We start from the raw sequence: 23,312 nt of genomic DNA on the forward strand, positions 1-23,312 counted from the left end.
CACATAGCATATAGATTTTTAATAAAACAAAAGCCCTCAACCGCAATGGGTGAAGGCTCGGCTATGAAGACGCTGGGAGTTCGTTAAAGCGATTAACTATACATTTTTATAACTATTGCTATATCAACGTTTACATTGTCTTGATGCTGTAGTGTAAAATATTAAAATTGCAAAAACAAAAGAAATTTGTGTACTCTTAATGTATTCGTTCCCGCATGCAAGAGTTAATTACTTAAATACTTAATAATGTTATTAATCTGTTTCTTTAAATCGTTCTTGAGTAGCTGGCTCAGCACTTTTTTCTTCGGTTGTATTTTCAGAATGTTGCTCTTTTTTTATAGACTTCCCAATTGTACGTTTTTCTTATGTATTTTCAAGAGTCGTTCCTTTATTTTTGTCCACAATTACTTATGCTTAAGATGCCTCATTTTGACCATAAAAAGGTGTTTCTATGTAATAGTGATTTTCGTCACTTTTGCCTTTGTGATGTATTAATCACTCTTATTAAAAAATACTTGATTTTCCGTTTATAACTTTTCATTAGCAATTGTTTTCGCTTGATTGATAGTTAATTTTCCACCTTAATCATGTGACTTATCATCGACATTTTGTTTGTTATGTTTTGAATTACTTTTATAATTTTCATTCGACTTTTTATGGTCTTCATTGGATTCATTTGAATTCCTCACATCATCCAGACTAATAAAATCACATCCACTCAAAAAAATTATAGTTACCAATGCTGAAATAAACAAACTTTTAATTTCACAATAAACTCTTATCTATATTCCTAGTACATATAACTTAGTAGAGATGTTTTTAACATAAAATACATAATTAAATATTAATATCCAAAATATTTATATATAACATATAATATTAATCCAATGGTTGGTCCACCAATTATTACCATAACCACAATACACCCAGTATCACCCAAAGCCCAATGCAATATTTTAAAGATTACTAGCCAAAATACAACAGTAACAACGATCCCTATAAGTAATATCAATAACATAGTAAAAATTCCAATTAAATCCATTCTATCCTCATTACTACTCCTTATACTGTTTTAAAATTTAACAAAGAATATTGTAACATTCTTTCACTTTCATTCAACAATAATGTTATTCAAAAAATATAATGTCCTATCATTAATTATTTACATATTGTTTTTCACTATCTAAAATGATTACAATTTTTAAATCTGCTATTCTTCTTTAGATTAATAACTTTCGTTACATATCCCATCATACATTAAGTTACTTAATATATATTTCTGACATTTACTCTGTAATACATCGGGCAATGAATTTACGTATAGTTTTCGCTTTATTAAATAACCATAAGCATATTCACAAATATTAAATTTAACTATAACCTTTTGTTATCACTATTTTTTAGGTATAGTACAATTAAGTTAATAATTTATTTTTAAGGGAGAGCATTAAATGAAAAAGATTTTATTTTTATTATTAGCAAGTTTCTTAGTATTAGCAGCATGTGGCAATAAAGAAGAAAGTAAATCAGATGATAGTAAGGAAACAAAATCATCAAGTAATAAGAAATCAAATGATGAAAAGAATGATATTAAACAATCTTAAGATAGCAAAGACAAATCAAATGATAGTTCTAATGATGAAGTAACAAAACAAAATGAAATTAATGAACAACCTGTTCAATCACAAGAACAAGTGATTACACAAAAGCAACAGATGACACAACAACCTATTCAGTCGCAAGAGAAAGCAGAACAATCTGAATCTGAACAACAACAAAACTCACAAGTGGCTAATAAAGAGCAATCAAATGTACCTGCTGGTGACGCAATGTTTGGTGAATATAAAGAAGATGGTACTTATTGTACAGTTGGTGGTTGTTTAACACCTGAACAACAAAAAGACCAAGAAGAAGCAAATTATGAAGAGATGGAAAATCAAGGATATTCTCGTGAAGAGTACGATGAAATTCAGAATAAAGCTGCAGAATTACAACAACAAAGAGACAATGGAGAAATTTCATCAGAAGAATTTACGGATAGTTATCTTGAATTATATGATTGATAATCCTATTTAACATATTTTTATATGGGCATTAAACTATGCCCTTTTTATTTTAACTCCGCAATATCCTTCAAACTAATTCTATTTAATCCATTTCATTCATATAAATAAAACAATTGTACATAGTCATCTACTTTGCGAATATATCCTTCTATATTTTTAATATATCCACTTTCATAATAACTAATAATCACTTCTGAATCTTTGAGCATTTCGAACATTAAAGTTTATTCAATTCATATAGTTGGTCATCGCTAAATAAAGACTTAACTATTTTATTCTGATCTTCAACATACTATACTAACATTTCATACTTTTGAGCATAAACTTGAAAAGATGTAATTTAACTAATCCATGTTCTTGTAGTATTCGTGATTAAGATACTCATGTGATGTTTTACGATAATCAGTTTCATTTTTATAATTATCTGGAATCATAGTATTACCTCAATAAATATTGACGGAACACTTGTTATTATATGTAAATAAAAAATAACCACCCATTGACATGTGTGAGTGGCTTATTAGAAAGACAAAAATATTCAATTAACTATACAAAACATTCATAAACTACGATTATTTCTAATTTTCATTGCTTTAATAACTATGTATATTGAATTTACACCCATTATAAGAACGTAAGGTATTAATATAATCAAATTTTCTAATTGTGTAATAAAAATAAGACCAAATAAAAATAAAATATTTAACCAAATAGATATAAAATAACTTGTGTCTAATTCAGGATTTATCTTCACAAAATCACCCATTCTTTAAAATTTCAATATAATTGCTTTATTGACATTGAGCTATGAAACAATTTTATTTTAACACAAAAAATAAGGCTAGCACATAAGTGTATATCCTTGATAATCAATCCATTACCCTATCAAAACTTGTTGTACTCTCTTATCTGATACTTCAAATATACGTCCCACCATGATAATTTAATAATCTGTTGTACTTTATATATCACAGTTGTTGTTCAAGTGACCTAATTAAATCACTTAAATTTCTATTTTATAAAAATGTTCAACTACAGGAAAAAGTTCATAATAACAATGCAATAAAGACTTCCAATTATTATATTCTTCAGACTCACGAAAACCTATTGTATGATCTTTTAATGTTTCCCACTCAACCAATAACAGATACTTACCTTCTTCTTCAAAACATTTATTTAACGAATGATTTATATAGCCTTTCATTGAACTAATAATACTAGAGGCTTCTATAAAAGATTCCTCAAATTCATTTTCCATATTCTTTTTAACTTGTAACATCGCTCCTTCAAGTACCAATGCAAAATCCCCCTTAAAATATATTTTGAAAGAAATTAATACGATTTCCTTTTATTTTAACCACTTTTATATCATTAATCTATTTTGCTTTATTCCAATTGCTTTATTGACGTTGAGCCTCGCAATAATTTATTTTAATGATAGCATAAAAAAATAGGGCAAACACATAAGTGCTTACCCTTCTACTATTTTATCCAACACCCTATCAAATACTTGTTTCACTTTCTTATCTGATACTTCAAATAAACGCCCCACAATGACAATTTAATAATCTGTTGTACTTTAATATCACAATCGTTGTACACCTCTGTAATGCCCTTTACAATCGATTCTAGGTTCATATATTGAAGTTCATCCATATCACTAGGTAGATTCTTATAAGTATCTACCATATTATGATAATTACACACGTATCTTTCTAGAACAACTTTCAATAAATTTCAAAATTTTCATACATGAAAAAAGCCCTCAACCGTTGTGGTTGAGAGCTCTAATATGGAGACGGCGGGATTCGAACCCGCGTCCAGAGGTCCTGATACTAATCTTTCTACGTGTGTAGTCTATCAAGGTATTTCGCATAATGTTAGGTGATAGACAGCCGACATTATGCTAGTTCGATTAATCTCTTCTAGGCAGACTTCGAACGGCAGTGCCTAGCGTATCCTATTAAGGTTGAATCGCGTTAACTGCACATAGGAAATGCAGTTAGGCGATGCAGAGTGCTATTAGGCAGCTACTGCGAAATTATTGTTTGATTTGTCAGTTAATTTTTAACTGTGTGTGTTGGTACGGAGACAACCCTCCGACACGCTTAACTAGCTCGGGGACCCCTGTCGAATCCAAAAACGTCCCCTTAATAATATAATGTACTTTCTGCAGATTTAATCATCTATCTTTTCAGAAAGCACATATTATATTACCAAAGATCGAAGTCTTTGGCAATATTTTCGCTTAATAACGCGCTTTAAGCGCTCTATCTACGTCACGTTTCATTGCTTTTTCTTTCAATGCCTGACGTTTATCATGTTTTTTCTTACCTCTTGCAACACCAAGTAAAACTTTGCATTGACCGTGTTTTAAATAGAGTTTTAAAGGAATGATGGAATAACCAATTTCTCTAGTACGTTCTCCTAATTTTGCTATTTCACGTTTGTGTAATAGTAATTTGCGTGAACGCCGTGGGTCATGGTTAAATCGATTTCCTTCTTCATATGGGGCAATGTGCATATTATTTAAAAACATTTCGCCACGATTTACTTGCGCATAGCTATCTTTAAGGTTTGCACTGCCACGACGAATGGACTTAATTTCTGTCCCTTTCAACACAATGCCCGCTTCAATCGTATCTTCTATATTAAAATCATGTCTGGCCTTACGATTTTCAGCTAATGTTCCTGGTGATTTTTTCTTTGGCATTGAGTTTCACCTCTTTGTTGAATTATTTTTTCTTCTTACGAGCTTTATTTTTCACTTTTTTATCTTTGTAAAATGGCTTGTGTTTGGTGTTACCACTTGCTTGTTTGTTTTTATTGCGTTGGTTTTTACCTTTTCGTTGTTTCTTCTTGCCTTTTTTATCATTATTTGAGTTATCTAATGATTGACCGCGTGGCTTCGCTTGAATCGTCTTACCACGTGAAGGTCTTGGACTACGCTCTTTTTTCGGTAATGGCATACCGACAATTTGGAAATCGATCATACGCTCATCAACATCTACGTTAACAACTTTGATTTTAACTGGATCACCAATGCGGAAGACTTTAGCTTGGCGTTCTCCAATCATTGCCATTTGACGTTCATCGAAGTGATAATAATCGTCGGTCATCTCTGATACATGTACCATACCTTCGATTGTATTTGGCAATTCGATAAACATACCAAAATTAGCTACAGAGCTGATGATACCTTCATATTCTTCTCCGATATGTTGAACCATATATTCTGCTTTCTTCAATTCATCGGTGTCACGTTCTGCTTCAATCGCTCTACGTTCTCTTTGAGATGTATGATCAGCAATTTCTGGTAATGCTTCTTCCCATTTATTAAGTGTTTTATCATCCATTGTTTTATCAATAAGATATTTACGAATAAGTCTATGCACGATTAAATCTGGATATCTCCGAATCGGTGATGTGAAGTGTGTATAGTGTTCTGCTGACAGGCCGAAGTGACCTAGATTCACATCATCGTAACGTGCTTGTTGCATTGAACGTAACATCATAGTAGAAATGACCATTTGCTCTGGTTGACCTTCTACTTCTTGTTGAATTTTTTGTAAAGTTGATGGATGTACTTCTTCGCCAGTACCTTTAATCATTAAACCAAAGTTAGTAATAAAGTCAAAGAATTGGCGTAAACGTTCTGATTTCGGTTGCTCGTGTACACGATATATAAATGGTACATTTAATCGATCGAAATGTTCTGCTATCGTTTCGTTGGCTGCTAACATAAACGATTCGATGAGACGTTCACCTTCACCGCGTTTTCTTAATTCTACGTCTGTTGGAATGCCTTCATCATTGACAAGTACTTTGGCTTCACTGATATCGAAGTCAATTTCACCACGGCGTTTACGCATGTTGATTAAACGTTCAGACAAGTCTTTAGCTAAATCAAGCATTGGTGTAACTTCGTTATATTGTTTGCGCGTATCTTCATTTTGATCTGTAATAATTTCATTCACTTCATCGTATGTCATACGATAATTTGAATGAATCACACTATCAAAGATTTCATGATTAACCACATGACCACGTTCATCTAATTCCATCTGGCAACTTAAAGTTAGCCTATCTACTTGTGGATTCAATGAACAAATACCGTTACTAAGTCGATGAGGTATCATTGGAATTACACGGTCAACTAAATATACACTTGTTGCACGGTCGTATGCTTCTTCATTTAGTGCTGATCCTTCCGTTACATAATAACTGACATCAGCGATACTCACTGTCAATTGTGTATGACCATTATCTAACTTCTTGACACTAATTGCGTCATCTAAGTCTTTAGCGTCTGCGCCATCAATTGTAATAGTTAGCTCATTTCTTAAATCACGACGTCCTTCAATTTCAGATGGTTTGATTTCATCTGGTACAGCTTCAGCTTCTTCTAATACCTTATCTGGAAATTCTATTTCAATACCATGTTGATAGATAATCGACAAGATGTCGACACCTGGATCATTTTTATGACCTAAAATTGCTGAAACTTGGCCTTCTGGGTTATCGGTACCGTCCGCATATTTCGTGATTTGTACTAATACTTTATGCCCATCTATCGCACCTAAATTATGACCTTTAGGTATAAACACATCTTGCATAATGCGTTTATCATCTGGTAAGACAAATCCAAAATGTCGAGCTTCACTGTACGTGCCCACTACTTGGGTAACGGAGTGTTTTTCGATTGATTTTACTTCACCTTCCAGCTTACCTTTATGTTCACCTTTAGAGTTTTGTAATTCGACAAGTACAGTATCTCCATCCATTGCACGATTAATCTTTGTAGGTGGGATAAAGACATCATCCATCTCATCGTCTTCAGGACGTAAGAATGCAAAGCCTTTTTTATTTTGACTAAGCGTACCTTGTATTAATTTCGATTGTTTTGATTTTTTAGATTCCTTACGTTGGTATCTGTCTGTCTTCGTACGTTGAATTAATCCTGTTTGTTCTAATTCAACAAGTACCTTGATTAAGTCTCTAAATGAGTCGGCACTATTTAAACCTAATGCATCTTGAAAATCTGATACAGACATGGGTTCATAATCTGGTTGCTTAATAATTTCTTCTATGGATTGCTTTAAATTCATTATGCCCCTCCTTTCTATAATTAAATACTAAAAATTTATTTGGACCAATCTAATGATTCTAAGAATTGGTATATATCTTCAAAAACTTTTTCTTTTTCTTTATCAATTGTAATGACATGTCCTGAATTCGCATACCATTTAATTTCTTTATCATCAGACTCGCTGTCATTGTATATAATATTAGCAGAGTCGGTATTAATCATTTGATCTTGCTCACCTTGGATAACAAGTAGCGGATCCATTACCTCGTCTACTTGATTACGTATACTTTGAATCTGACCTTGTAGATCTTTTAACGTATCTGTTGGATGAAACGCATCCATTTCTTTTTCTATTGTCGCTTCATCTTTGCCTTCGTATTTTTTGAAATTACGCGCATACGTTAAGACACCATCAAACATTGCACCTTCAGTCTTAATATGCATAGGTGAACACATTGTTATAATACCCTTTACATCTCTATCTAAGCTTATTTTTAATGCATAACAACCACCCAGTGATAAGCCAGCAACCACAATTTCATCATATCCTTTATCAACAAGGAATTCGTATCCATCTATTGCATCTTTATACCATGCAAATGGACTAGATTGCAGTATCTCTTCTGGTGGTGCTGCATGACCATCATATTGTGGTGCATAAGAAGTGTAACCCTTTTTTTGTAAGAATCTACCTAACTGTCTTACATCTGAAGAATTCCCTGTAAAACCATGTAAAAGTAATACAGCACGATTACCTTCTTCAAAAAAGAATGGTTCTGGTAATCTAATTTGCATTGTGACTCAATCCCTTCATCCAAGCTATTAAAATAATTATGATATCAGTTGTACTCAAAATATATTCCCTACTTCGAATCATTTAAAAGTCGAATACTTCCATTATAAATAAAAAAGCCCGACTTTTACATTGTCGGACCTTATAAACCAAAATAACTTATGCCTAACATTAACAAGAAGAAAATGACAGACAATACAATTGTTAATCTATGCAAGAATAAATCAACGCCACGTTGTTTTTGTTTACCAAATAACTGTTCAGCGCCACCGCTTATCGCACCTGATAGTCCATTACTTTTACCTTCTTGGAGTAATACAACAGTCACTAATGCAATACAATCTAAAATTAAAATGATCATGAAAAATGTATGCATAAAAATTGTCCTCCATTCATTATATACGAACCGCATTATATCACACGTTTATCTTATTTAGCAAACTTCTATCTATTAAAAGTGCTTTTACGTTTAATTGAAACAACCAACATATATATCGCTAAAATAAGTGACATGATCAATACAATTGTTAACGGTAAGATATTAATCATTGATTTTGTATCTAATATCGCTTCATAAACCGCATTGATATTAACTAAATTATATAAAATTTGTGAAGTGAATACTGCAAACATAAACCACCACAAATAAGTATGCCTATTCCAAATCGCAATAATCCCTGTTAAATTAGCAATCACATACATGATACCTGTAAATTGGAAACTGTTTTTTATCACACCAATTGCGTTTTCAGAAGGCTTTTGTCTACTATTTATTAACATTTGTTTTATTACACTATCGTCTAAAATAACGAATAAATGAATCGCATAAAGTATTGCTATAATTAGTGAAGTGTATGCAAGAAAATGACCTGTTCGAATTTCTTTTGTTTTAGGTTGTGCCTTCATAATCAGTCAATGCTCCTTCTATAATTTACACTATTAATTATATCAGTTTCACAAACAAAGATGAACAAATTAAACAATGTAAATCTTGTATTTCATTAATATGTATGTTTCTCTGACACAAATGGTCATCATAACTGAAATCGACAGGTATCGCAATAACCTAACTGTACCATACGCATAGCGTATGTTTTTTTTATCCAATAAAAAACACGCAAACCCATAGGGTTTACGTGTTAGCGCGTGAACTCATTTTTAGATAAACATTATTTATCTAAATTGTAGAATGATTTAATACCATCGAATTTGCCTGTTTCAAATAATTCATCTTCGATGCGTAATAATTGATTGTATTTAGCAATACGGTCAGTTCTTGATAATGAACCAGTTTTAATTTGACCTGCATTTGTAGCAACTGCGATATCAGCAATAGTTGTATCTTCTGTTTCACCAGAACGGTGTGATACTACTGCTGTATAACCAGCTTTTTGAGCCATTTCAATAGCATCAAATGTTTCAGTTAATGTACCAATTTGGTTAACTTTAATTAAGATTGAATTACCGATACCTTTTTCGATACCTTCTGATAATTTAACAGTGTTTGTAACGAATAAATCGTCACCAACTAATTGAACACGATCACCGATACGGTCAGTTAATACTTTCCAACCGTCCCAGTCATTTTCATCCATACCATCTTCAATAGAAATAATTGGATATTTATTAACCAATTCTTCTAAATAGTCAACTTGTTGTTCTGCTGTAAGTTTTGAACCATTTTCGCCTTCGAATTTAGCATAGTTATAAACACCATCTTCGAAGAATTCTGATGAAGCACAGTCAAAGCCTAAGAACACATCTTTACCAGGTTCTAAACCTACTGCTTTAATCGCTTCTAAGATTGTTTCAACAGCATCCTCTGTACCTTCAAATTTAGGAGCGAAACCACCTTCGTCACCTACTGCTGTTTCTAAACCACGGTTTTTAAGGATTGATTTTAAGTTGTGGAAAATTTCTGCTCCCCAACGTAATGATTCTTTAAATGTTTCTGCACCAACTGGTAAGATCATGAACTCTTGGAATGCGATTGGCGCATCAGAGTGAGAACCACCATTTACAATGTTCATCATTGGAACTGGTAATTGTTTACCATTGAAGCCACCTAAATATTTATAAAGTGGTTGGCCTAATAAATCAGCTGCTGCACGTGCTACTGCAATAGAAACACCAAGAATAGCATTTGCGCCTAATTTACCTTTATTTTCAGTTCCGTCTAATTGAATCATCATTTTATCAATTGAAACTTGTTCTAATACTGAAAATTCACCTTCAACTAATTCAGGTGCAATAATTTCATTTACGTTTTCAACAGCTTTCGTTACACCTTTACCTAAATAACGTGATTTGTCTCCATCACGTAATTCAACTGCTTCGTGCTCACCAGTAGACGCACCTGATGGTACAAGTGTGCGACCAAATGCACCGCTTTCAGTTAATACTTCTACTTCCACTGTTGGGTTGCCGCGTGAGTCAAGGACTTCGCGAGCATAAACATCTGTAATAATTGGCATGTTTGTAATCTCCTTTATAAATAAGTAGTTTAGAAATATTAAATTTCATCTTTATTATAGCTATAAATACTATAAATACAAATAATTTAATTACTTCATTTTGATTATGCGTGCCATCAGTCATTTAAGCAAATCTTAAACAATGACACGCCCTTATATTTCTGGTCTTTAGACCATATTGTGTTTATATTATTTTAATGCTTGATAAGTGATTCACCAGTCATGTCTTCAGGTTGTTTTACTTGTAACAAATCTAATAGTGTAGGCGCTAAATCACCTAGTCGACCTGTTTCACGTAAAGTTTCACCCTCTTTAGTAACAATCACTGGTACAGGGTTAGTCGTATGTGTTGTCATTGGTTGCTCATCATCAGTGAGTACCATATCTGAGTTACCATGGTCAGCTGTAATGATGGCATGACCACCCATATCAATAATTTTATCTACGACTTCACCTAAACACTCATCAACTGCTTCAATCGCTTTAATCGTAGGTTCAAGCATACCGCTATGCCCCACCATATCAGGATTGGCAAAGTTTAATAAGATTAAGTCTAAGTCACCTTTATTTAACTCTTCAATCAGTGCGTCTTTGACTTCATAAGCACTCATTTCTGGTTTAAGATCATAAGTTGCAACTTTAGGTGAGTCAATCAATCTACGACGTTCACCTTCGAATTCATCATTGCGACCACCACTCATAAAATAAGTGACATGTGGGAATTTTTCAGTTTCCGCTATACGTAACTGTTTCAAGCCATTATCTTGTGCAACTTCACCAATTGTATTTGTTAAGTCGACTTTTTCAAAAACAATTTTTGCATCTACATTATCATTATATTTTGTAAATGTAGCGTAAAATAAGTCATTAACTTGGTCTACTTTAAAGCCTTCAAACGCTTTATCTGTAAAGATTTCAGACAGTTGACCAGCTCTATCAGGACGGAAGTTATAGAAGATGACTGCATCTCCATCATTCACGCCATTATTTTGATCTTTGATGATAAATGGTTCGACAAATTCATCAGTTAAATCTTTAGCATAGTTTGCTTCAACACCAGCTTTAGCTGATTCAAATGTTTCTCCACCAAAGTTACGAATTGCGTTATAAGCTTTTTCTTCTCTATCCCAGCGTTTATCACGATCCATTGCGTAATAACGACCTGAAACAGATGCGAATTGGCCAATGCCTAATTCTTTAAATTTAGCTTCTGTTTCTTCGATATATTTAAGTGCTGATTTTTGGTCGACATCACGTCCATCTAAGAACGCGTGTACATAAACGTTGTCAACGCCTTGCTTTTTGGCTAATTCTAATAAAGCAAATAGATGCTTGTAATGACTATGCACACCACCATCTGACAATAAACCAAAAATATGAAGTGCTGATTGATTGCCTTTTACGTGTTGAATCGCCTGGTTCAATACATCATTTTCAAAGAAATCACCATCTTCAATAGATTTATTGATACGTGTTAAACTTTGATAAACAATGCGTCCAGCGCCAATATTCATGTGTCCAACTTCTGAATTACCCATTTGACCTTCAGGAAGTCCAACATCCAAGCCACTCGCTTCGATTTGTGTTGTTGGATATTGATTATAATAACGGTCAAAATTAGGTTTATTAGCTAGTTTCACAGCATTACCATGCTCACTTTCTCTATTTGCAAAACCATCTAAAATAATTAATGCAGTTGGTTGTTTAGCCATATTATTTTGCACCTTCTAACAATTGTACAAAATCATCCACTTTAAGTGATGCGCCACCTACTAATGCGCCATCGATGTCTGATTCTGCCATGTATTCTTTTATGTTGTTAGGTTTAACACTACCGCCATATTGAATACGTGTTGCATCAGCAACTGATTGTCCTGATAAGTCTGCAATCGTTTCTCTTACAAATGCACACATTTCATTGGCATCTTTTGCAGTTGATGATTTGCCAGTACCGATTGCCCAAATTGGTTCATATGCAATGACAACTTGTTTCAATTGTGTTTCAGATAATCCTTCAACAGCTTTTTTCACTTGGTTGCCAACAACTTCATTAGCTTTGCCACTTTCGCGTTCTTCGTCTGTTTCACCAACACAAATAATTGGAGTCATACCATGATTGAATACGGCATGTGCTTTTTTGTTAATATCTTCATCTGTTTCATGGAAGATTTCACGACGCTCAGAGTGTCCAATAACAACGTATTTTACGCCTAAATCAGCTAATGCTACTGGTGATGTTTCACCTGTAAATGCACCATTATCTTCATAAAAAGCATTTTGTGCACCAATTTGTAAACCTTGTGCTTTACCTTCATTAACTGCTGTTACTAAGGCATCTAATTGAATTGTTGGAGCACAAATGACAGATTCTACCTCTTTAATATCTGGTAATGCTGGTAATTCATTAATAAAATCTTTAGCCTCTTGAACTGTTTTGTTCATCTTCCAGTTACCCGCAATAATTGGTTTTCTCATTATATACACTCCTATTAGTAAATTATGATTAATGTTTAATCAAGTTTTGCTCGTAAATTAACGATTATTTATTAGCAATCGCAACGACACCTGGCAGTTCCTTACCTTCAAGATATTCTAATGAAGCACCGCCACCAGTTGAAATGTGACTAAAGTCATCAGCATATCCTAATGAAATCGCTGCTGCAGCTGAATCGCCACCACCGATAATTGTGTTTGCGTCTTTCATTTCAGCAATTGCTTCACAAACCCCAATTGTACCTTTTGCGAAATTACTGAATTCAAATACACCCATAGGTCCATTCCAAACTACTGTATGAGCGCCTTGTAGTTTTTCTTTGAATAATTCTACAGTTTTCGGACCAACATCCATCGCTTCTTGGTCGGCAGGAATGTTATCAACAGAAACTTCTGTAATCTTCGCATCATTAGAAAATTCTTTTGCAACTTTACAGTCTACAGGTAATACAATTTGATCTCCTGCTTTTTCTAACAATTCTTTTGCAAAGTCTACTTTATCTTCTTCTAATAAAGATAAGCCGATTTCTTTACCTTGCGCTTTGAAGAATGTGTATGACATACCGCCACCAATAAGCACTTTATCTGCTATTTTCAATAAGTTAGTGATTACACCAATTTTATCTGAAACTTTAGCGCCACCAAGAATTGCAACTACAGGTTTATCTGGGTTTTCTACAACACCACCGATATATCTAATTTCTTTTTCCATTAGATAACCTGCTACAGTTTCTAAGTGAGCTGCAATACCTACGTTTGACGCATGTTTACGGTGTGCTGTTCCAAATGCATCATTTACAAATACATCACCTAATGATGCCCAGTATTCACCTAATTCAGGGTCATTTTTAGACTCTTTTTTACCTTCTAAATCTTCAAAACGTGTATTTTCAACTAATAGCACATCACCTTCATTTAAATCTTTAATTGAGTGCTCTAATTGTGTTCCACGTGTTTCAGGAACAAATGCCACGTCTTTATTTAATTTTTCAGCTAATGCATTAGCTACAGGTTTTAAAGTTAATTCTGCTTTATCACTTTCTTCTTTAACTTTTCCTAAGTGAGAGAATAAAACGACTTTACCACCTTGTTCAATAATATATTTTATAGTTGGTAAAGCTTGAACGATACGGTTGTCGTCCGTAATTTCACCGTCTTTCATAGGTACGTTAAAATCTGCACGTACAAGTACAGTTTTACCTTTTAACTCGATATCAGATACAATTTTTTTTGTCATGTAATCTTCCTCCTTTAGATGGATGAATAAAGTAAAATAAGCGGAGAAGCGTTGAGCTCCCCGCTTACTCCTAAGCTTATTGATTCAATTTCACAACGCTATACTTGTTAAACTAAAGTGAGCATCAAATTATTTAGCGTGACTTGCTAAATATTCTAATGTGCGTACTAATTGTGAAGTGTATGACATTTCGTTATCATACCAAGCTGCTACTTTAACTAATTGACGATCTCCAACAGTCATAACACGTGTTTGAGTTGCATCAAATAGTGAACCGTAAGTCATTCCGATTACATCAGAAGAAACGATTTCATCTTCAGTATAACCGAATGATTCGTTAGATGCATTTTTCATTGCGTTATTTACATCTTCGATACTTACATTTTTATCTAAAACTACTGTTAATTCAGTTAATGAACCAGTTGCAACTGGTACACGTTGTGCTCCACCGTCTAATTTACCATCAATTTCAGGAATTACTAGGCCGATAGCTTTAGCAGCACCTGTTGAGTTAGGGATGATGTTTTCAGCAGCTGCACGCGCACGACGTTTGTCACCTTTTCTATGAGGCGCATCTTGTGTGCTTTGGTCACCAGTGTAAGCATGAATTGTAGTCATGAAACCTTCGATTAAACCGAATTCATCATTCAACACTTTAGCAACTGGCGCTAATGAGTTAGTAGTACATGAAGCACCTGAAACAACGTCTTCTGAACCATCTAAAGTATCATGGTTAGTGTTGTAAACGATTGTTTTCAAGTCACCTTTAGCTGGTGCTGAAATCAATACTTTTTTAGCTCCTGCATTGATATGTGCTTCTGCTTTTTCTTTATCTGTAAATAAACCAGTACATTCTAATACTACATCGATATCTAAGTCCCCCCAAGGTAATTTGCTTGGATCTGGCTCAGAAAATGATTTAACTTCTAATCCGTTAACGCGGAAACCATTCTCTTCAACTTCAACTTCTCCTGTGAAGCGACCTTGTGTAGTGTCATATTTTAATAAATGAGCTAACATTTCATCATCTGTTAAGTCGTTTACTGCTACTACATCGATTCCTTCTACATCTTGAATTCTTCTGAATGCTAAACGACCAATTCTACCAAAACCATTAATTGCTACTTTAACTGCCATTATAATGGCCTCCTTTAAAATGATATTTAAAAAGTGGAATCACTTTTTATTACTATTATTCGCGATAATACTTGCCGCTCCTTCATCTGTGATTAACACAGTGTTTTTGGGTGCAATCGAAAGATAAGCTTTAATTGCCTCTCCTTTTGATTTACCCCCAGCAACGGCAAAGATAAACTTTTTCGATACAAGGTCTTCTAATTGAAGTCCGATCGTTTTTACTTTGTGAACGATCTGCCCTTGTTCATCGAAATAATATCCAAATGCTTCTCCCGAGGCATTGTGATGTTGAAGTTTTTCAATAACTTCACTAGGTGATTGACGTCTACGCGCCATCTTCAGCGCATCACCAATGCCGTGGATTGTAATATTTGCTTCTTTAATTTTTTCTAAAGTGTGTATCACTGAAGGCTCTAACATAAGTGTATTATACGTTGTTTCACTGACATTATCTGGTACATAAAGCGTTGTATAATCTCCATCTGTTTGCTGTGCCATACTGGCTGCAATCGTATTGGCTTGATATACAACGTTTTCACCAAGCCCACCTCTTGCAGGTACAAAAAATACGTCGTAAGGTTGCCGATGCATAGCTTCACTTACGTATGCCATCGTTGAGCCACCAGTAACTGCTACAGTTGCATGATCGTATAAAACATCTTCAACTAGCTGTCCGGCTTGTTTAGATAATTCAATTTTAACCGTTTTATCAGTGTCTGAATCACCAGGAATGACATAAACATCTTTAATGCCATATTTTTCTTTGATAATTTGAGCAAGGTGATGATCATCTGAATAAACGTTAAAATAACTATTGAGTTGGCGTACTGTCGTTTCACCAGCTTCAGTGATTTCCATACCTGTGGGTTTAACTTTGATAAGTGCTTGTTTCTTTAAAACATCTGTTTCAGAACGCAACACTCTTTCAGTTAAATCCATATATTCACTTAAACTACGTCTACCGACGGGTTGATACTGAGCGATAGTAGTGAGTATTGAAAAACGACGATACATCTTTTCAACAATTTCTGGGACAAGCTTTTGTTGAATTTTTATCAAGTTCTTCACTACTAACCTCCTCCGTTTCTATATACAAGGGTCAAGTTCTAACCATAGATTGACTTTTTACGTCCCTACTGGGACAAAAAAATATAACCTCTTATATTTGCTATAATACTACTATACATTTAAAAAAGCAAGAGAAATACTTTGTTCTTAAATAAAGTGAAATTTATACTTTTATAGTTCTATTCTCTATAGAAATATTTTACCCATTTTCTTTTTTTATTAATCATTTTCCACATGACATTTTTTAATTATATGTTAAACATAACATCATCAACATGCGTTTCTTTGAAACAATCTCCAATTATGCTTAAAATAAATATAAACTTAATGAGTTATTTTTCAGGAGGAATATACATGTCTAACAATAAACAACCAGAAGTTATAGACCCAGAAGATAAAAGATACAAAGATGACGATTACTTTAAACAAAAGAAAGAACATTCTCAAAAAAATCCATATCAATCATTTAATTACAACAAACACATTGGTTGTCATTTAGGTCCATTTGGTTGTTTAGGTGGCTGCTTATCAATCATACTGCTTTTGTCACTCATTTCATATTTAGTGAGCTTTTTATTTTAATCATTCTTTTTTGTTTCATATGATTCTTACTACAAATGATAAGCTGCGTTTCATTTTAGTGCTAAATTCACATTAATATTTATAAAAAACACGCACTGTATGTGACAGCACGTGTTCTAGAAATATAATTTTCTTTTTATATTTAATCTTCATCAGATGATTGCGAACTTTTTTCTGTGTTTGAATTATTATTTTGAGTTGAACGTTGTTGAGTATTTTGTTGCGTACTGCGTTGTTGTGTAGAAGGTTCACTCGTCTTCTCTTCTGTTGAAGGCTCAGATGTGCGCTCTTCAGTAGAAGGTTCACTCGTCTTTTCTTCTGTTGTTTTTTCTTCTGTTGAAGGTTCGCTTGTTTTTTCCTCTGTTGAACGTTCTTCAGTAGTACGTTCTTCCTTTGTTTTTTCAGGTGAATCTTTTTCTTCCGTAGTTCTTCTTTCTTGTGTTCTAGGTTGCTGTGTCTGTTGGGTTTGTTGCGTCTGTTGTGTCTGAGGAACTTGTTGTGTTTGCTGTGTTTGCTGTGTCTGTTGGGTTTGTTGTGTTTGGTTTGTTTCTTCAGTTGATTTTTCTTTTTTCTTGTCTTTTTGTTCCTTAGTTTTTTCTTTCTTTTTGTCTTTTTCTTCTTGTTTTTGGTCTGCCAAACGTTCATTGGCTTTATTTGAATGATCTACGAATGCAAAAATTGCAAAAACTAACCCACCTATAAGTAATAGGACAATCAATCCACTGATCAGTTTTGCGAAACCACTCATTTTTTTATTATCTTTGTCATCAAAATTGTTATTTTGATTATGCTTAGGCATATGCTCCCCTCACTTCAATTTATATCAAATCATCATTTTCAAATGGCATTTAACTTCATGTTAGAACTATATTTTACACTATTTCATTGATTAAACAACCTTATTAACCACATTTTAATGTAGTTGTTACTTTGATTTCCAAACTATAGTAAAATAATCACATACAACACTTTTATTGTAGCTTCAACTTAATACTAATCTAATTTCGAATATTGTTTCAATACTTTTATTTAAATTATTCTTTTACTATCAATAATATCATAACAGGATGTGACTAGATTTTGAAAAAGTACGACTTATTTAATGAATCAAATCAATCACAACAAAAGCCTACCCATTTGCGTCATATGATGAGCGTAAATGATAATGATGAATCAAAAATCCCAATTAAAACGCGCTATAAACTTTTTATACTTGTGCTATTTTTGTTTTTAATCGCTTTTGGCATTATCGGCTTATTTATTTTATAATATGTAGTACTTCAATTACACTATTATAATGACATCAAAATAATTTCTGCCGATTCAATGATGTATATTAAGAATCATAAAAAATTAGGCCTACACGATAATCGTATAGGCCTCTACTAAAGGGAGTCAAAATTTTACCTTCGCTAGTATATTATGGGGTATACTCGAAATAATTAAGAGATGATTAATTAATATCGAAGGTACCTTTATTATAACGACATATGATTTTATTTTAAATACATCTTTGACATAGTAAATGACATATTTTTGAACAAAATTCGAATAAATTTTGTCATACTCTTTATGAGATTTACTTGCATTTAAAACCTGAACGATTCCATACTACAATTCTATGAGGTGATACTATGAAACACTATCTAATTACAGGCGGTACTGGTCTAGTAGGTACTCAGCTAATCGAGGCAATACAACAAAGTGATTCCAAAATCACGATATTAACAAGACAAAACAATGCTACATCACATCCTAAAATCACATATGTTAACTGGTCAGAACCGAATTGGGAAAGCCAAATTCCAGATATTGATATCGTGATCAATTTAGCCGGTGCTAGCTTAAATAATCGCTGGGCCTCCTCACATAAACAAAATATTATGTTAAGTCGATTACAATCTACTCAGGCACTATACGACCTTTTTAAAAACAGAAAGCAAAAGCCAGCTGTATTCTTTAACGCCAGCGCAGTAGGTTATTACAAACCTGATTTAACACGTACATATACTGAGCTGTATCAAACATTACCATTTGATTTTTTATCTGAAGTGGTATATCAGTGGGAACGTTTAGCACGTCAATTTGAATCATTAGGCACACGAGTAATTATTGGCAGATTTGGAATGGTACTATCAAATCAAGGTGGTGCATTACCATTGATGAAATTACCTTATGATTTAAATGTCGGTGGTAAAATAGGTAGTGGTAGACAATGGTATTCTTGGATTCATATTGAAGATTTAACAAGAGCGATACTCTATACCATAAATAATGAAAAAGCACGCGGCGTATTTAATTTCACATCACCTATTGCAGAACATCAAAATATGTTTGGTTATACCATTGCAAGAGAATTTCATCGCCCACACTATACATGGGTACCTTCATTTGCACTCAGACTTATCTTAGGTGAAATGTCGACAGTTGTACTTGATACTCAAAAAGTTTTACCTAATAAGTTGCAAGCACTAGATTTTGAATTCAAATACCCAAATCTGAAACTAGCACTAGAAAATTTAGTTCATTAAGAAAGGGACTATTTAAAAATGAAACAAGATAGTATTAGCCATATCTTATTATTCATTGCAGGTTTACTCCTCATCACCAATGGTATTTTGGCATTTGAAAAACCTGCTATTATGATCGTCATTTCTATGTCTTTAGTAATCATTGGATTATTGACGTTAGTCATTTCGATTATTTTAATTTATAAAAAGAAACAAAATCTCTTAAATAAACACTAATCATACTTTCAAAATATTATTAAAAAAACAAGCCACACATGTCAACCACATCATATATGCATCATGCATTTTAGAAATGGTCGTACATTGTCGTGACTTGTTTTTTGTTACTTGTATGTCATTATTAGCTTACGCGATATATTATGATTCTGGCACCATAACATCATCGATTAAACCGTATTCTTTAGCTTCTTCTGCTGATAAGAAGTTATCACGGTCAGTATCTTTTTCAATTTGTTCAATTGATTGACCTGTGCGCTCAGCTAAAATTTTATTTAATTTAGCACGTGTTTTCAGAATATGATTAGCGGCAATTTCAATTTCAGTTGCTTGACCTTGCGCACCACCAAGTGGTTGGTGAATCATTACTTCAGCATTTGGTAAAGCAAAACGTTTACCTTTTGCTCCTGCTGCAAGTAAGAATGAACCCATAGATGCAGCCATACCAATACAAATCGTTTGCACATCTGGTTTAATGTGTTGAATTGTATCATAAATAGCAAATCCAGCAGTTACACTACCACCTGGTGAGTTAATGTAAAGATAGATATCTTTTTCAGCATCTTGTGCTTGTAAAAATAATAATTGTGATACGATAGAGTTGGCTACGTTGTCATCAATTTGTGAACCTAACATAATAATACGGTCTTTTAATAAACGTGAGTAAATATCATAAGCACGTTCCCCACGGTTTGTAGTTTCAATTACTGTAGGTATTAAATTCATTAATATTGCCTCCTTATTTCTAACTGATAAATTTATTTTAACCTAAAAGTCAAATATGGTCAAAAAATAACACTTAGAATTTCATTAAACATTATAAATTATTGTTGACCAACACTTATAAGATTTGTACACTAATATTATTGTTATTTACCCCTCGTAGTGTAATGGATAACACATAAGATTCCGGTTCTTAGAATAGGGGTTCGATTCCCTTCGAGGGGATTAATAAGTTATTTTCTCATTTTCACCCGATATCACTAGTTGTCAAAATACTTGTGGTGTCGGTATTTTTATATTTTATAGTGTCATTCGTTTTGATACGTTTTGAATTTCGCGCCCCCATTTAGTCCCCATTATAAAATCAATTGTTTTGTGATATTCCCATACACCATTCTTGAATATCTACTAATAATATATTTAATTGAATTAAATATTCAATTAGCGCATTCTCTCTACTATTTTTACTTATATTAATTACATATTCTCCTAAGTAATCTTTCTCTATTAATGTATAAATATTTTTAAGTAGCTGTTTAAAGACAAATAACTGCTTCTGTTCTTCTTTCCTTAATTCAATCATTTCATTACTATAAATAATTTCATCAATTATACTAATATATTTAATCAATTCTTCATAATTTCTTGTTGTAAACTTTATTTCTTTTACATTACAATCATCATATTCACAATAATTATTTTTAAAATAAACCTTATTCTCTGGTCTAAACATTTTAATATTATATTTTTCATCCAATAAAAATTCTTTTTCTTTATGTAAACTACTTGCAATCCTTTTCATAGAGTATGACTGAACTATTCTATCGTTAATTTTCACTATAAAATCCATAGACATACTAAGTCTTATTTTTATTTTTTCTCTATCCTTTATTGATTTCTTCTCATATTCTTTTTCTAATAATTTATTTGCGTTATCTCCTGCAATTTTTGCACCTAAATAAGCACCACCAAATGTAGCAAAAATACCAATGAAACTTATAGCAATTGTGTAACCTTCTAATTTATTTTCTGGATCTATATTACTCAATATATAGCCAATCGTAAAAATAAAAGTGAATATCATTAAACTAATTACACCAATAATAGTTATAACAGTTTTACCATCAAATCTATTCAAGTGTTGCTCACCTCTTAATTGTTGTTTTTATAATTATCTTCTAAAAAGCACACTAATACAAGATGAATTAAGAAATAATATTACTATTTACTTTTCCTTTATATACAATTGGACTTTTTCGTCCTTTTGCTATCGTCTTTTTTGGATAAAAGTATGTGGTCATTTTTGACCGTGTACATTGTTTGCTCTTTTTTGAGCTACCAAACCACATACTCATTTTTGAGTAATAGCTTTTGTTACATAATTCTCAAAAAAAAAAACAGCTCAAAATATCTTAAATAACTTTATAAACGATTCTGACATTCACTCTGTGCTGCATCGAGAAATGAATAAACGTATAGTTGTTCATTTGATGTTCTATAATTACGTCCATATTATCATTAAATATAAACAAATTCTTAAATTTTTAGATTAATCATAACTTTTTGTTATCACTTTTGTTTTTTAGGTATAGTACAATTAAGTTAATAATTTATTTTTAAAGGTGATATGTGAAATGAAAAAGGTCTTATTTTTACTATTAGCAAGTTTTTTAGTATTAGCAGCATGTGGGGATAAAGAAGAAAACAAGTCGGAAAATAAGAAAGAAACTAAAGCATCGGATAAAAAAAGTAAGAAAGATGATAAGAAGTCTGATGAAGAAAAAGAGAAGTCAGACGATAAAGCTAATGAAAAAGTACAAGAGCAAGTGAATACTCAAGAGCAACAACCTGTTCAATCACAGAAACAAACACCTACACAACAAGAGCCTACTGACCAAGAGAAAATGGAAGCTAATGCAAAAGTTGCGAAAGAACACGGATTTACAGGTATTCCTAATGGCGATGTTGGCATGTTAGATGAAAATCAATCCCCAGACGACGATTCAGAACAAACTTATGATTATGAAAATAACGGAGTACAACGTACACCTAGTGAACAAAAAACACATGAAGATTGGGTTAATGGGCAAGATGAGTGGATGAAAGCTAGTGAATCTGAAAGAGAAGAAATAAGAAAAGCTGATGCAGAAAAGTATGGATATGAATATGATCCAAGTGATTATGAAGAATAGTAATACAAATGCACCTCATGTCATTATATATTTTCATAAGCCAACCCACCTATTCATTTAGGTGGGCTTTATTTATAATAGTAGATTGTTTTAAATAAGTGACTTCATATAAATCAGCTAACTTCTTGATAAAATCAATCAATTCTTTTTCTGTTATAATACGATTTTCAAAATCTGTCTTTAGTTTTATAAATAACTGCTTTTCTTGTTCAGTACTTATTTTTTTAAAATATCCCCACATATGACAATAAGCATTTATTATTGAGCCTTTAGTAGGCTGCTTATTTAAGGCGTATTGAATTTTTTGTTGAACTAATTCAATTTCAACATCATTATTCATCAAAAATCTAATATCATTATAAGCGTTTTGATCATGCCATAAAACTTCGTATTTATATCTACTCCACAGTTTTTCTTTTTGAAATTGTTTGTTAATGTTATATACCTTCTTTCAATGTTCTATTTAATAAAAAGGAACTATTTTACTAGCTTTAATAATATCTTTAGTAAAGAAAAATTGTTTGCCCTGTCCTGTGTATGAAGGGTTGAGTATCATATTTGCTTTTGCGTTATATAACCATTCGGGATGTATTCCTGAATTCAAAATATCCTGGAATTCTTGGAAATCTTTATTCCAATCTAAATTTGGTTCCATTTATAATCACCTCATGAATATGATAGAATGTTTGTTCGTATATGTAAATAAAAAAA

The 23,312-nt window shown here is 32.6% G+C and carries 25 protein-coding genes, 1 tRNA gene and 1 other RNA gene; 8 read left to right on the forward strand and 19 right to left on the reverse strand.

The window, feature by feature from the left end:
• Positions 1-844: 844 nt before the first annotated feature.
• Positions 845-1,042, reverse strand: a complete 198-nt coding sequence (locus KA883_RS05170; RefSeq protein ID WP_046207459.1) for a hypothetical protein — start codon at positions 1,040-1,042, stop codon at positions 845-847.
• Between the two features lie 409 nt (positions 1,043-1,451).
• Between KA883_RS05170 and KA883_RS05175 the strand changes: the two genes are divergently transcribed.
• Together KA883_RS05175 and KA883_RS05180 are read left to right on the forward strand one after the other, a co-directional pair.
• The gene (locus KA883_RS05175; RefSeq protein WP_155390650.1) at positions 1,452-1,604 is read left to right on the forward strand and encodes a hypothetical protein; all 153 of its coding nucleotides are present in this window, start codon (positions 1,452-1,454) and stop codon (positions 1,602-1,604) included.
• 111 nt (positions 1,605-1,715) lie between these two features.
• Positions 1,716-2,063, forward strand: coding sequence for a hypothetical protein (locus tag KA883_RS05180; protein WP_052722089.1), 348 nt, complete (start codon positions 1,716-1,718; stop codon positions 2,061-2,063).
• A gap of 1,006 nt (positions 2,064-3,069) precedes the next feature.
• Here the strand turns inward: KA883_RS05180 and KA883_RS05185 are convergent.
• The 13 genes from KA883_RS05185 to KA883_RS05245 all read right to left on the reverse strand — a co-directional run bounded on the left by KA883_RS05185 (position 3,070) and on the right by KA883_RS05245 (position 16,303).
• Positions 3,070-3,363: an antibiotic biosynthesis monooxygenase family protein gene (locus tag KA883_RS05185; RefSeq protein WP_046207458.1), complete on the reverse strand. Its 294-nt coding sequence runs from the start codon at positions 3,361-3,363 to the stop codon at positions 3,070-3,072.
• 493 nt (positions 3,364-3,856) lie between these two features.
• Positions 3,857-4,216: a transfer-messenger RNA gene (gene ssrA, locus KA883_RS05190) on the reverse strand.
• Positions 4,217-4,314: 98 nt separating this feature from the next.
• The gene (gene smpB / locus KA883_RS05195; protein ID WP_046207457.1) at positions 4,315-4,779 is read right to left on the reverse strand and encodes an SsrA-binding protein SmpB; all 465 of its coding nucleotides are present in this window, start codon (positions 4,777-4,779) and stop codon (positions 4,315-4,317) included.
• A gap of 22 nt (positions 4,780-4,801) precedes the next feature.
• Complete coding sequence (gene rnr / locus KA883_RS05200) at positions 4,802-7,174, reverse strand: ribonuclease R (protein WP_046207456.1); 2,373 nt, start codon at positions 7,172-7,174, stop codon at positions 4,802-4,804.
• Between the two features lie 35 nt (positions 7,175-7,209).
• Complete coding sequence (locus KA883_RS05205) at positions 7,210-7,950, reverse strand: alpha/beta hydrolase (protein ID WP_046207455.1); 741 nt, start codon at positions 7,948-7,950, stop codon at positions 7,210-7,212.
• Positions 7,951-8,090: 140 nt separating this feature from the next.
• Positions 8,091-8,324, reverse strand: a complete 234-nt coding sequence (gene secG / locus KA883_RS05210; RefSeq protein ID WP_019469442.1) for a preprotein translocase subunit SecG — start codon at positions 8,322-8,324, stop codon at positions 8,091-8,093.
• Between the two features lie 68 nt (positions 8,325-8,392).
• Entirely contained in the window at positions 8,393-8,854 is a 462-nt protein-coding gene (locus tag KA883_RS05215) for a hypothetical protein (RefSeq protein WP_046207454.1), read from the reverse strand.
• A gap of 263 nt (positions 8,855-9,117) precedes the next feature.
• Positions 9,118-10,422: a surface-displayed alpha-enolase gene (gene eno / locus KA883_RS05220; protein WP_046207453.1), complete on the reverse strand. Its 1,305-nt coding sequence runs from the start codon at positions 10,420-10,422 to the stop codon at positions 9,118-9,120.
• A gap of 194 nt (positions 10,423-10,616) precedes the next feature.
• Complete coding sequence (gpmI, locus tag KA883_RS05225) at positions 10,617-12,134, reverse strand: 2,3-bisphosphoglycerate-independent phosphoglycerate mutase (RefSeq protein WP_046207452.1); 1,518 nt, start codon at positions 12,132-12,134, stop codon at positions 10,617-10,619.
• Position 12,135: 1 nt separating this feature from the next.
• Entirely contained in the window at positions 12,136-12,897 is a 762-nt protein-coding gene (gene tpiA, locus KA883_RS05230; protein WP_046207451.1) for a triose-phosphate isomerase, read from the reverse strand.
• A 64-nt stretch (positions 12,898-12,961) separates the two neighbouring features.
• Positions 12,962-14,152, reverse strand: coding sequence for a phosphoglycerate kinase (locus tag KA883_RS05235; protein ID WP_046207450.1), 1,191 nt, complete (start codon positions 14,150-14,152; stop codon positions 12,962-12,964).
• Positions 14,153-14,281: 129 nt separating this feature from the next.
• A complete protein-coding gene (gene gap / locus KA883_RS05240) occupies positions 14,282-15,289 on the reverse strand; it encodes a type I glyceraldehyde-3-phosphate dehydrogenase (protein ID WP_019469448.1) in 1,008 nt (335 codons plus the stop codon).
• Between the two features lie 39 nt (positions 15,290-15,328).
• Positions 15,329-16,303, reverse strand: coding sequence for a sugar-binding transcriptional regulator (locus KA883_RS05245; RefSeq protein ID WP_226857817.1), 975 nt, complete (start codon positions 16,301-16,303; stop codon positions 15,329-15,331).
• Positions 16,304-16,711: 408 nt separating this feature from the next.
• Here KA883_RS05245 and KA883_RS05250 point away from each other — a divergent pair, with 408 nt between their 5' ends.
• Positions 16,712-16,939, forward strand: coding sequence for a hypothetical protein (locus tag KA883_RS05250; RefSeq protein ID WP_046207448.1), 228 nt, complete (start codon positions 16,712-16,714; stop codon positions 16,937-16,939).
• A gap of 142 nt (positions 16,940-17,081) precedes the next feature.
• Here the strand turns inward: KA883_RS05250 and KA883_RS05255 are convergent, their stop codons facing one another.
• A complete protein-coding gene (locus KA883_RS05255) occupies positions 17,082-17,738 on the reverse strand; it encodes a DUF4887 domain-containing protein (protein ID WP_204180212.1) in 657 nt (218 codons plus the stop codon).
• A gap of 281 nt (positions 17,739-18,019) precedes the next feature.
• Between KA883_RS05255 and KA883_RS05260 the strand changes: the two genes are divergently transcribed.
• The 3 genes from KA883_RS05260 to KA883_RS05270 all read left to right on the forward strand — a co-directional run bounded on the left by KA883_RS05260 (position 18,020) and on the right by KA883_RS05270 (position 19,686).
• Positions 18,020-18,208: a hypothetical protein gene (locus KA883_RS05260; protein WP_046207446.1), complete on the forward strand. Its 189-nt coding sequence runs from the start codon at positions 18,020-18,022 to the stop codon at positions 18,206-18,208.
• Positions 18,209-18,573: 365 nt separating this feature from the next.
• A complete protein-coding gene (locus KA883_RS05265) occupies positions 18,574-19,470 on the forward strand; it encodes a TIGR01777 family oxidoreductase (protein ID WP_046207445.1) in 897 nt (298 codons plus the stop codon).
• 18 nt (positions 19,471-19,488) lie between these two features.
• Entirely contained in the window at positions 19,489-19,686 is a 198-nt protein-coding gene (locus tag KA883_RS05270; protein ID WP_046207444.1) for a hypothetical protein, read from the forward strand.
• A 141-nt stretch (positions 19,687-19,827) separates the two neighbouring features.
• Here the strand turns inward: KA883_RS05270 and clpP are convergent, their stop codons facing one another.
• Positions 19,828-20,412: an ATP-dependent Clp endopeptidase proteolytic subunit ClpP gene (gene clpP, locus KA883_RS05275; protein WP_046207443.1), complete on the reverse strand. Its 585-nt coding sequence runs from the start codon at positions 20,410-20,412 to the stop codon at positions 19,828-19,830.
• Positions 20,413-20,562: 150 nt separating this feature from the next.
• On the opposite strand from clpP, the gene KA883_RS05280 reads away from it, so the two are divergent.
• Positions 20,563-20,634: transfer RNA gene (locus KA883_RS05280), tRNA-Arg, on the forward strand.
• Positions 20,635-20,773: 139 nt separating this feature from the next.
• Here KA883_RS05280 and KA883_RS05285 read toward each other — a convergent pair.
• Positions 20,774-21,547, reverse strand: a complete 774-nt coding sequence (locus KA883_RS05285; protein WP_210128410.1) for a hypothetical protein — start codon at positions 21,545-21,547, stop codon at positions 20,774-20,776.
• A gap of 496 nt (positions 21,548-22,043) precedes the next feature.
• Here KA883_RS05285 and KA883_RS05290 point away from each other — a divergent pair, with 496 nt between their 5' ends.
• Entirely contained in the window at positions 22,044-22,601 is a 558-nt protein-coding gene (locus tag KA883_RS05290; RefSeq protein WP_210128411.1) for a hypothetical protein, read from the forward strand.
• A gap of 49 nt (positions 22,602-22,650) precedes the next feature.
• Here the strand turns inward: KA883_RS05290 and KA883_RS05295 are convergent, their stop codons facing one another.
• Positions 22,651-23,037 carry a YbgA family protein gene (locus KA883_RS05295; protein WP_210128421.1) on the reverse strand — a complete coding sequence of 129 codons (387 nt, stop codon included), beginning with the start codon at positions 23,035-23,037 and terminating at the stop codon, positions 22,651-22,653.
• Positions 23,038-23,064: 27 nt separating this feature from the next.
• Positions 23,065-23,256: a hypothetical protein gene (locus KA883_RS05300; protein WP_015900763.1), complete on the reverse strand. Its 192-nt coding sequence runs from the start codon at positions 23,254-23,256 to the stop codon at positions 23,065-23,067.
• Between the last annotated feature and the right edge of the window lie 56 nt (positions 23,257-23,312).

Origin of the sequence: Staphylococcus sp. GDY8P54P (assembly GCF_017892645.1) — a bacterium.
Lineage (GTDB): Bacteria > Bacillota > Bacilli > Staphylococcales > Staphylococcaceae > Staphylococcus > Staphylococcus ureilyticus.

Bases quoted from the DNA above. Each gene is read 5' to 3' on its own strand.
- KA883_RS05170 (WP_046207459.1), bottom strand. From the start codon at position 1,042: ATGGATTTAATTGGAATTTTTACTATGTTATTGATATTACTTATAGGG.
- KA883_RS05175 (WP_155390650.1), top strand. From the start codon at position 1,452: ATGAAAAAGATTTTATTTTTATTATTAGCAAGTTTCTTAGTATTAGCA.
- KA883_RS05180 (WP_052722089.1), top strand. From the start codon at position 1,716: ATGACACAACAACCTATTCAGTCGCAAGAGAAAGCAGAACAATCTGAA.
- smpB (WP_046207457.1), bottom strand. From the start codon at position 4,779: ATGCCAAAGAAAAAATCACCAGGAACATTAGCTGAAAATCGTAAGGCC.
- rnr (WP_046207456.1), bottom strand. From the start codon at position 7,174: ATGAATTTAAAGCAATCCATAGAAGAAATTATTAAGCAACCAGATTAT.
- KA883_RS05205 (WP_046207455.1), bottom strand. From the start codon at position 7,950: ATGCAAATTAGATTACCAGAACCATTCTTTTTTGAAGAAGGTAATCGT.
- secG (WP_019469442.1), bottom strand. From the start codon at position 8,324: ATGCATACATTTTTCATGATCATTTTAATTTTAGATTGTATTGCATTA.
- KA883_RS05215 (WP_046207454.1), bottom strand. From the start codon at position 8,854: ATGAAGGCACAACCTAAAACAAAAGAAATTCGAACAGGTCATTTTCTT.
- eno (WP_046207453.1), bottom strand. From the start codon at position 10,422: ATGCCAATTATTACAGATGTTTATGCTCGCGAAGTCCTTGACTCACGC.
- gpmI (WP_046207452.1), bottom strand. From the start codon at position 12,134: ATGGCTAAACAACCAACTGCATTAATTATTTTAGATGGTTTTGCAAAT.
- tpiA (WP_046207451.1), bottom strand. From the start codon at position 12,897: ATGAGAAAACCAATTATTGCGGGTAACTGGAAGATGAACAAAACAGTT.
- KA883_RS05235 (WP_046207450.1), bottom strand. From the start codon at position 14,152: ATGACAAAAAAAATTGTATCTGATATCGAGTTAAAAGGTAAAACTGTA.
- gap (WP_019469448.1), bottom strand. From the start codon at position 15,289: ATGGCAGTTAAAGTAGCAATTAATGGTTTTGGTAGAATTGGTCGTTTA.
- KA883_RS05245 (WP_226857817.1), bottom strand. From the start codon at position 16,303: ATGTATCGTCGTTTTTCAATACTCACTACTATCGCTCAGTATCAACCC.
- KA883_RS05250 (WP_046207448.1), top strand. From the start codon at position 16,712: ATGTCTAACAATAAACAACCAGAAGTTATAGACCCAGAAGATAAAAGA.
- KA883_RS05255 (WP_204180212.1), bottom strand. From the start codon at position 17,738: ATGCCTAAGCATAATCAAAATAACAATTTTGATGACAAAGATAATAAA.
- KA883_RS05265 (WP_046207445.1), top strand. From the start codon at position 18,574: ATGAAACACTATCTAATTACAGGCGGTACTGGTCTAGTAGGTACTCAG.
- KA883_RS05270 (WP_046207444.1), top strand. From the start codon at position 19,489: ATGAAACAAGATAGTATTAGCCATATCTTATTATTCATTGCAGGTTTA.
- clpP (WP_046207443.1), bottom strand. From the start codon at position 20,412: ATGAATTTAATACCTACAGTAATTGAAACTACAAACCGTGGGGAACGT.
- KA883_RS05290 (WP_210128411.1), top strand. From the start codon at position 22,044: ATGAAAAAGGTCTTATTTTTACTATTAGCAAGTTTTTTAGTATTAGCA.
- KA883_RS05300 (WP_015900763.1), bottom strand. From the start codon at position 23,256: ATGGAACCAAATTTAGATTGGAATAAAGATTTCCAAGAATTCCAGGAT.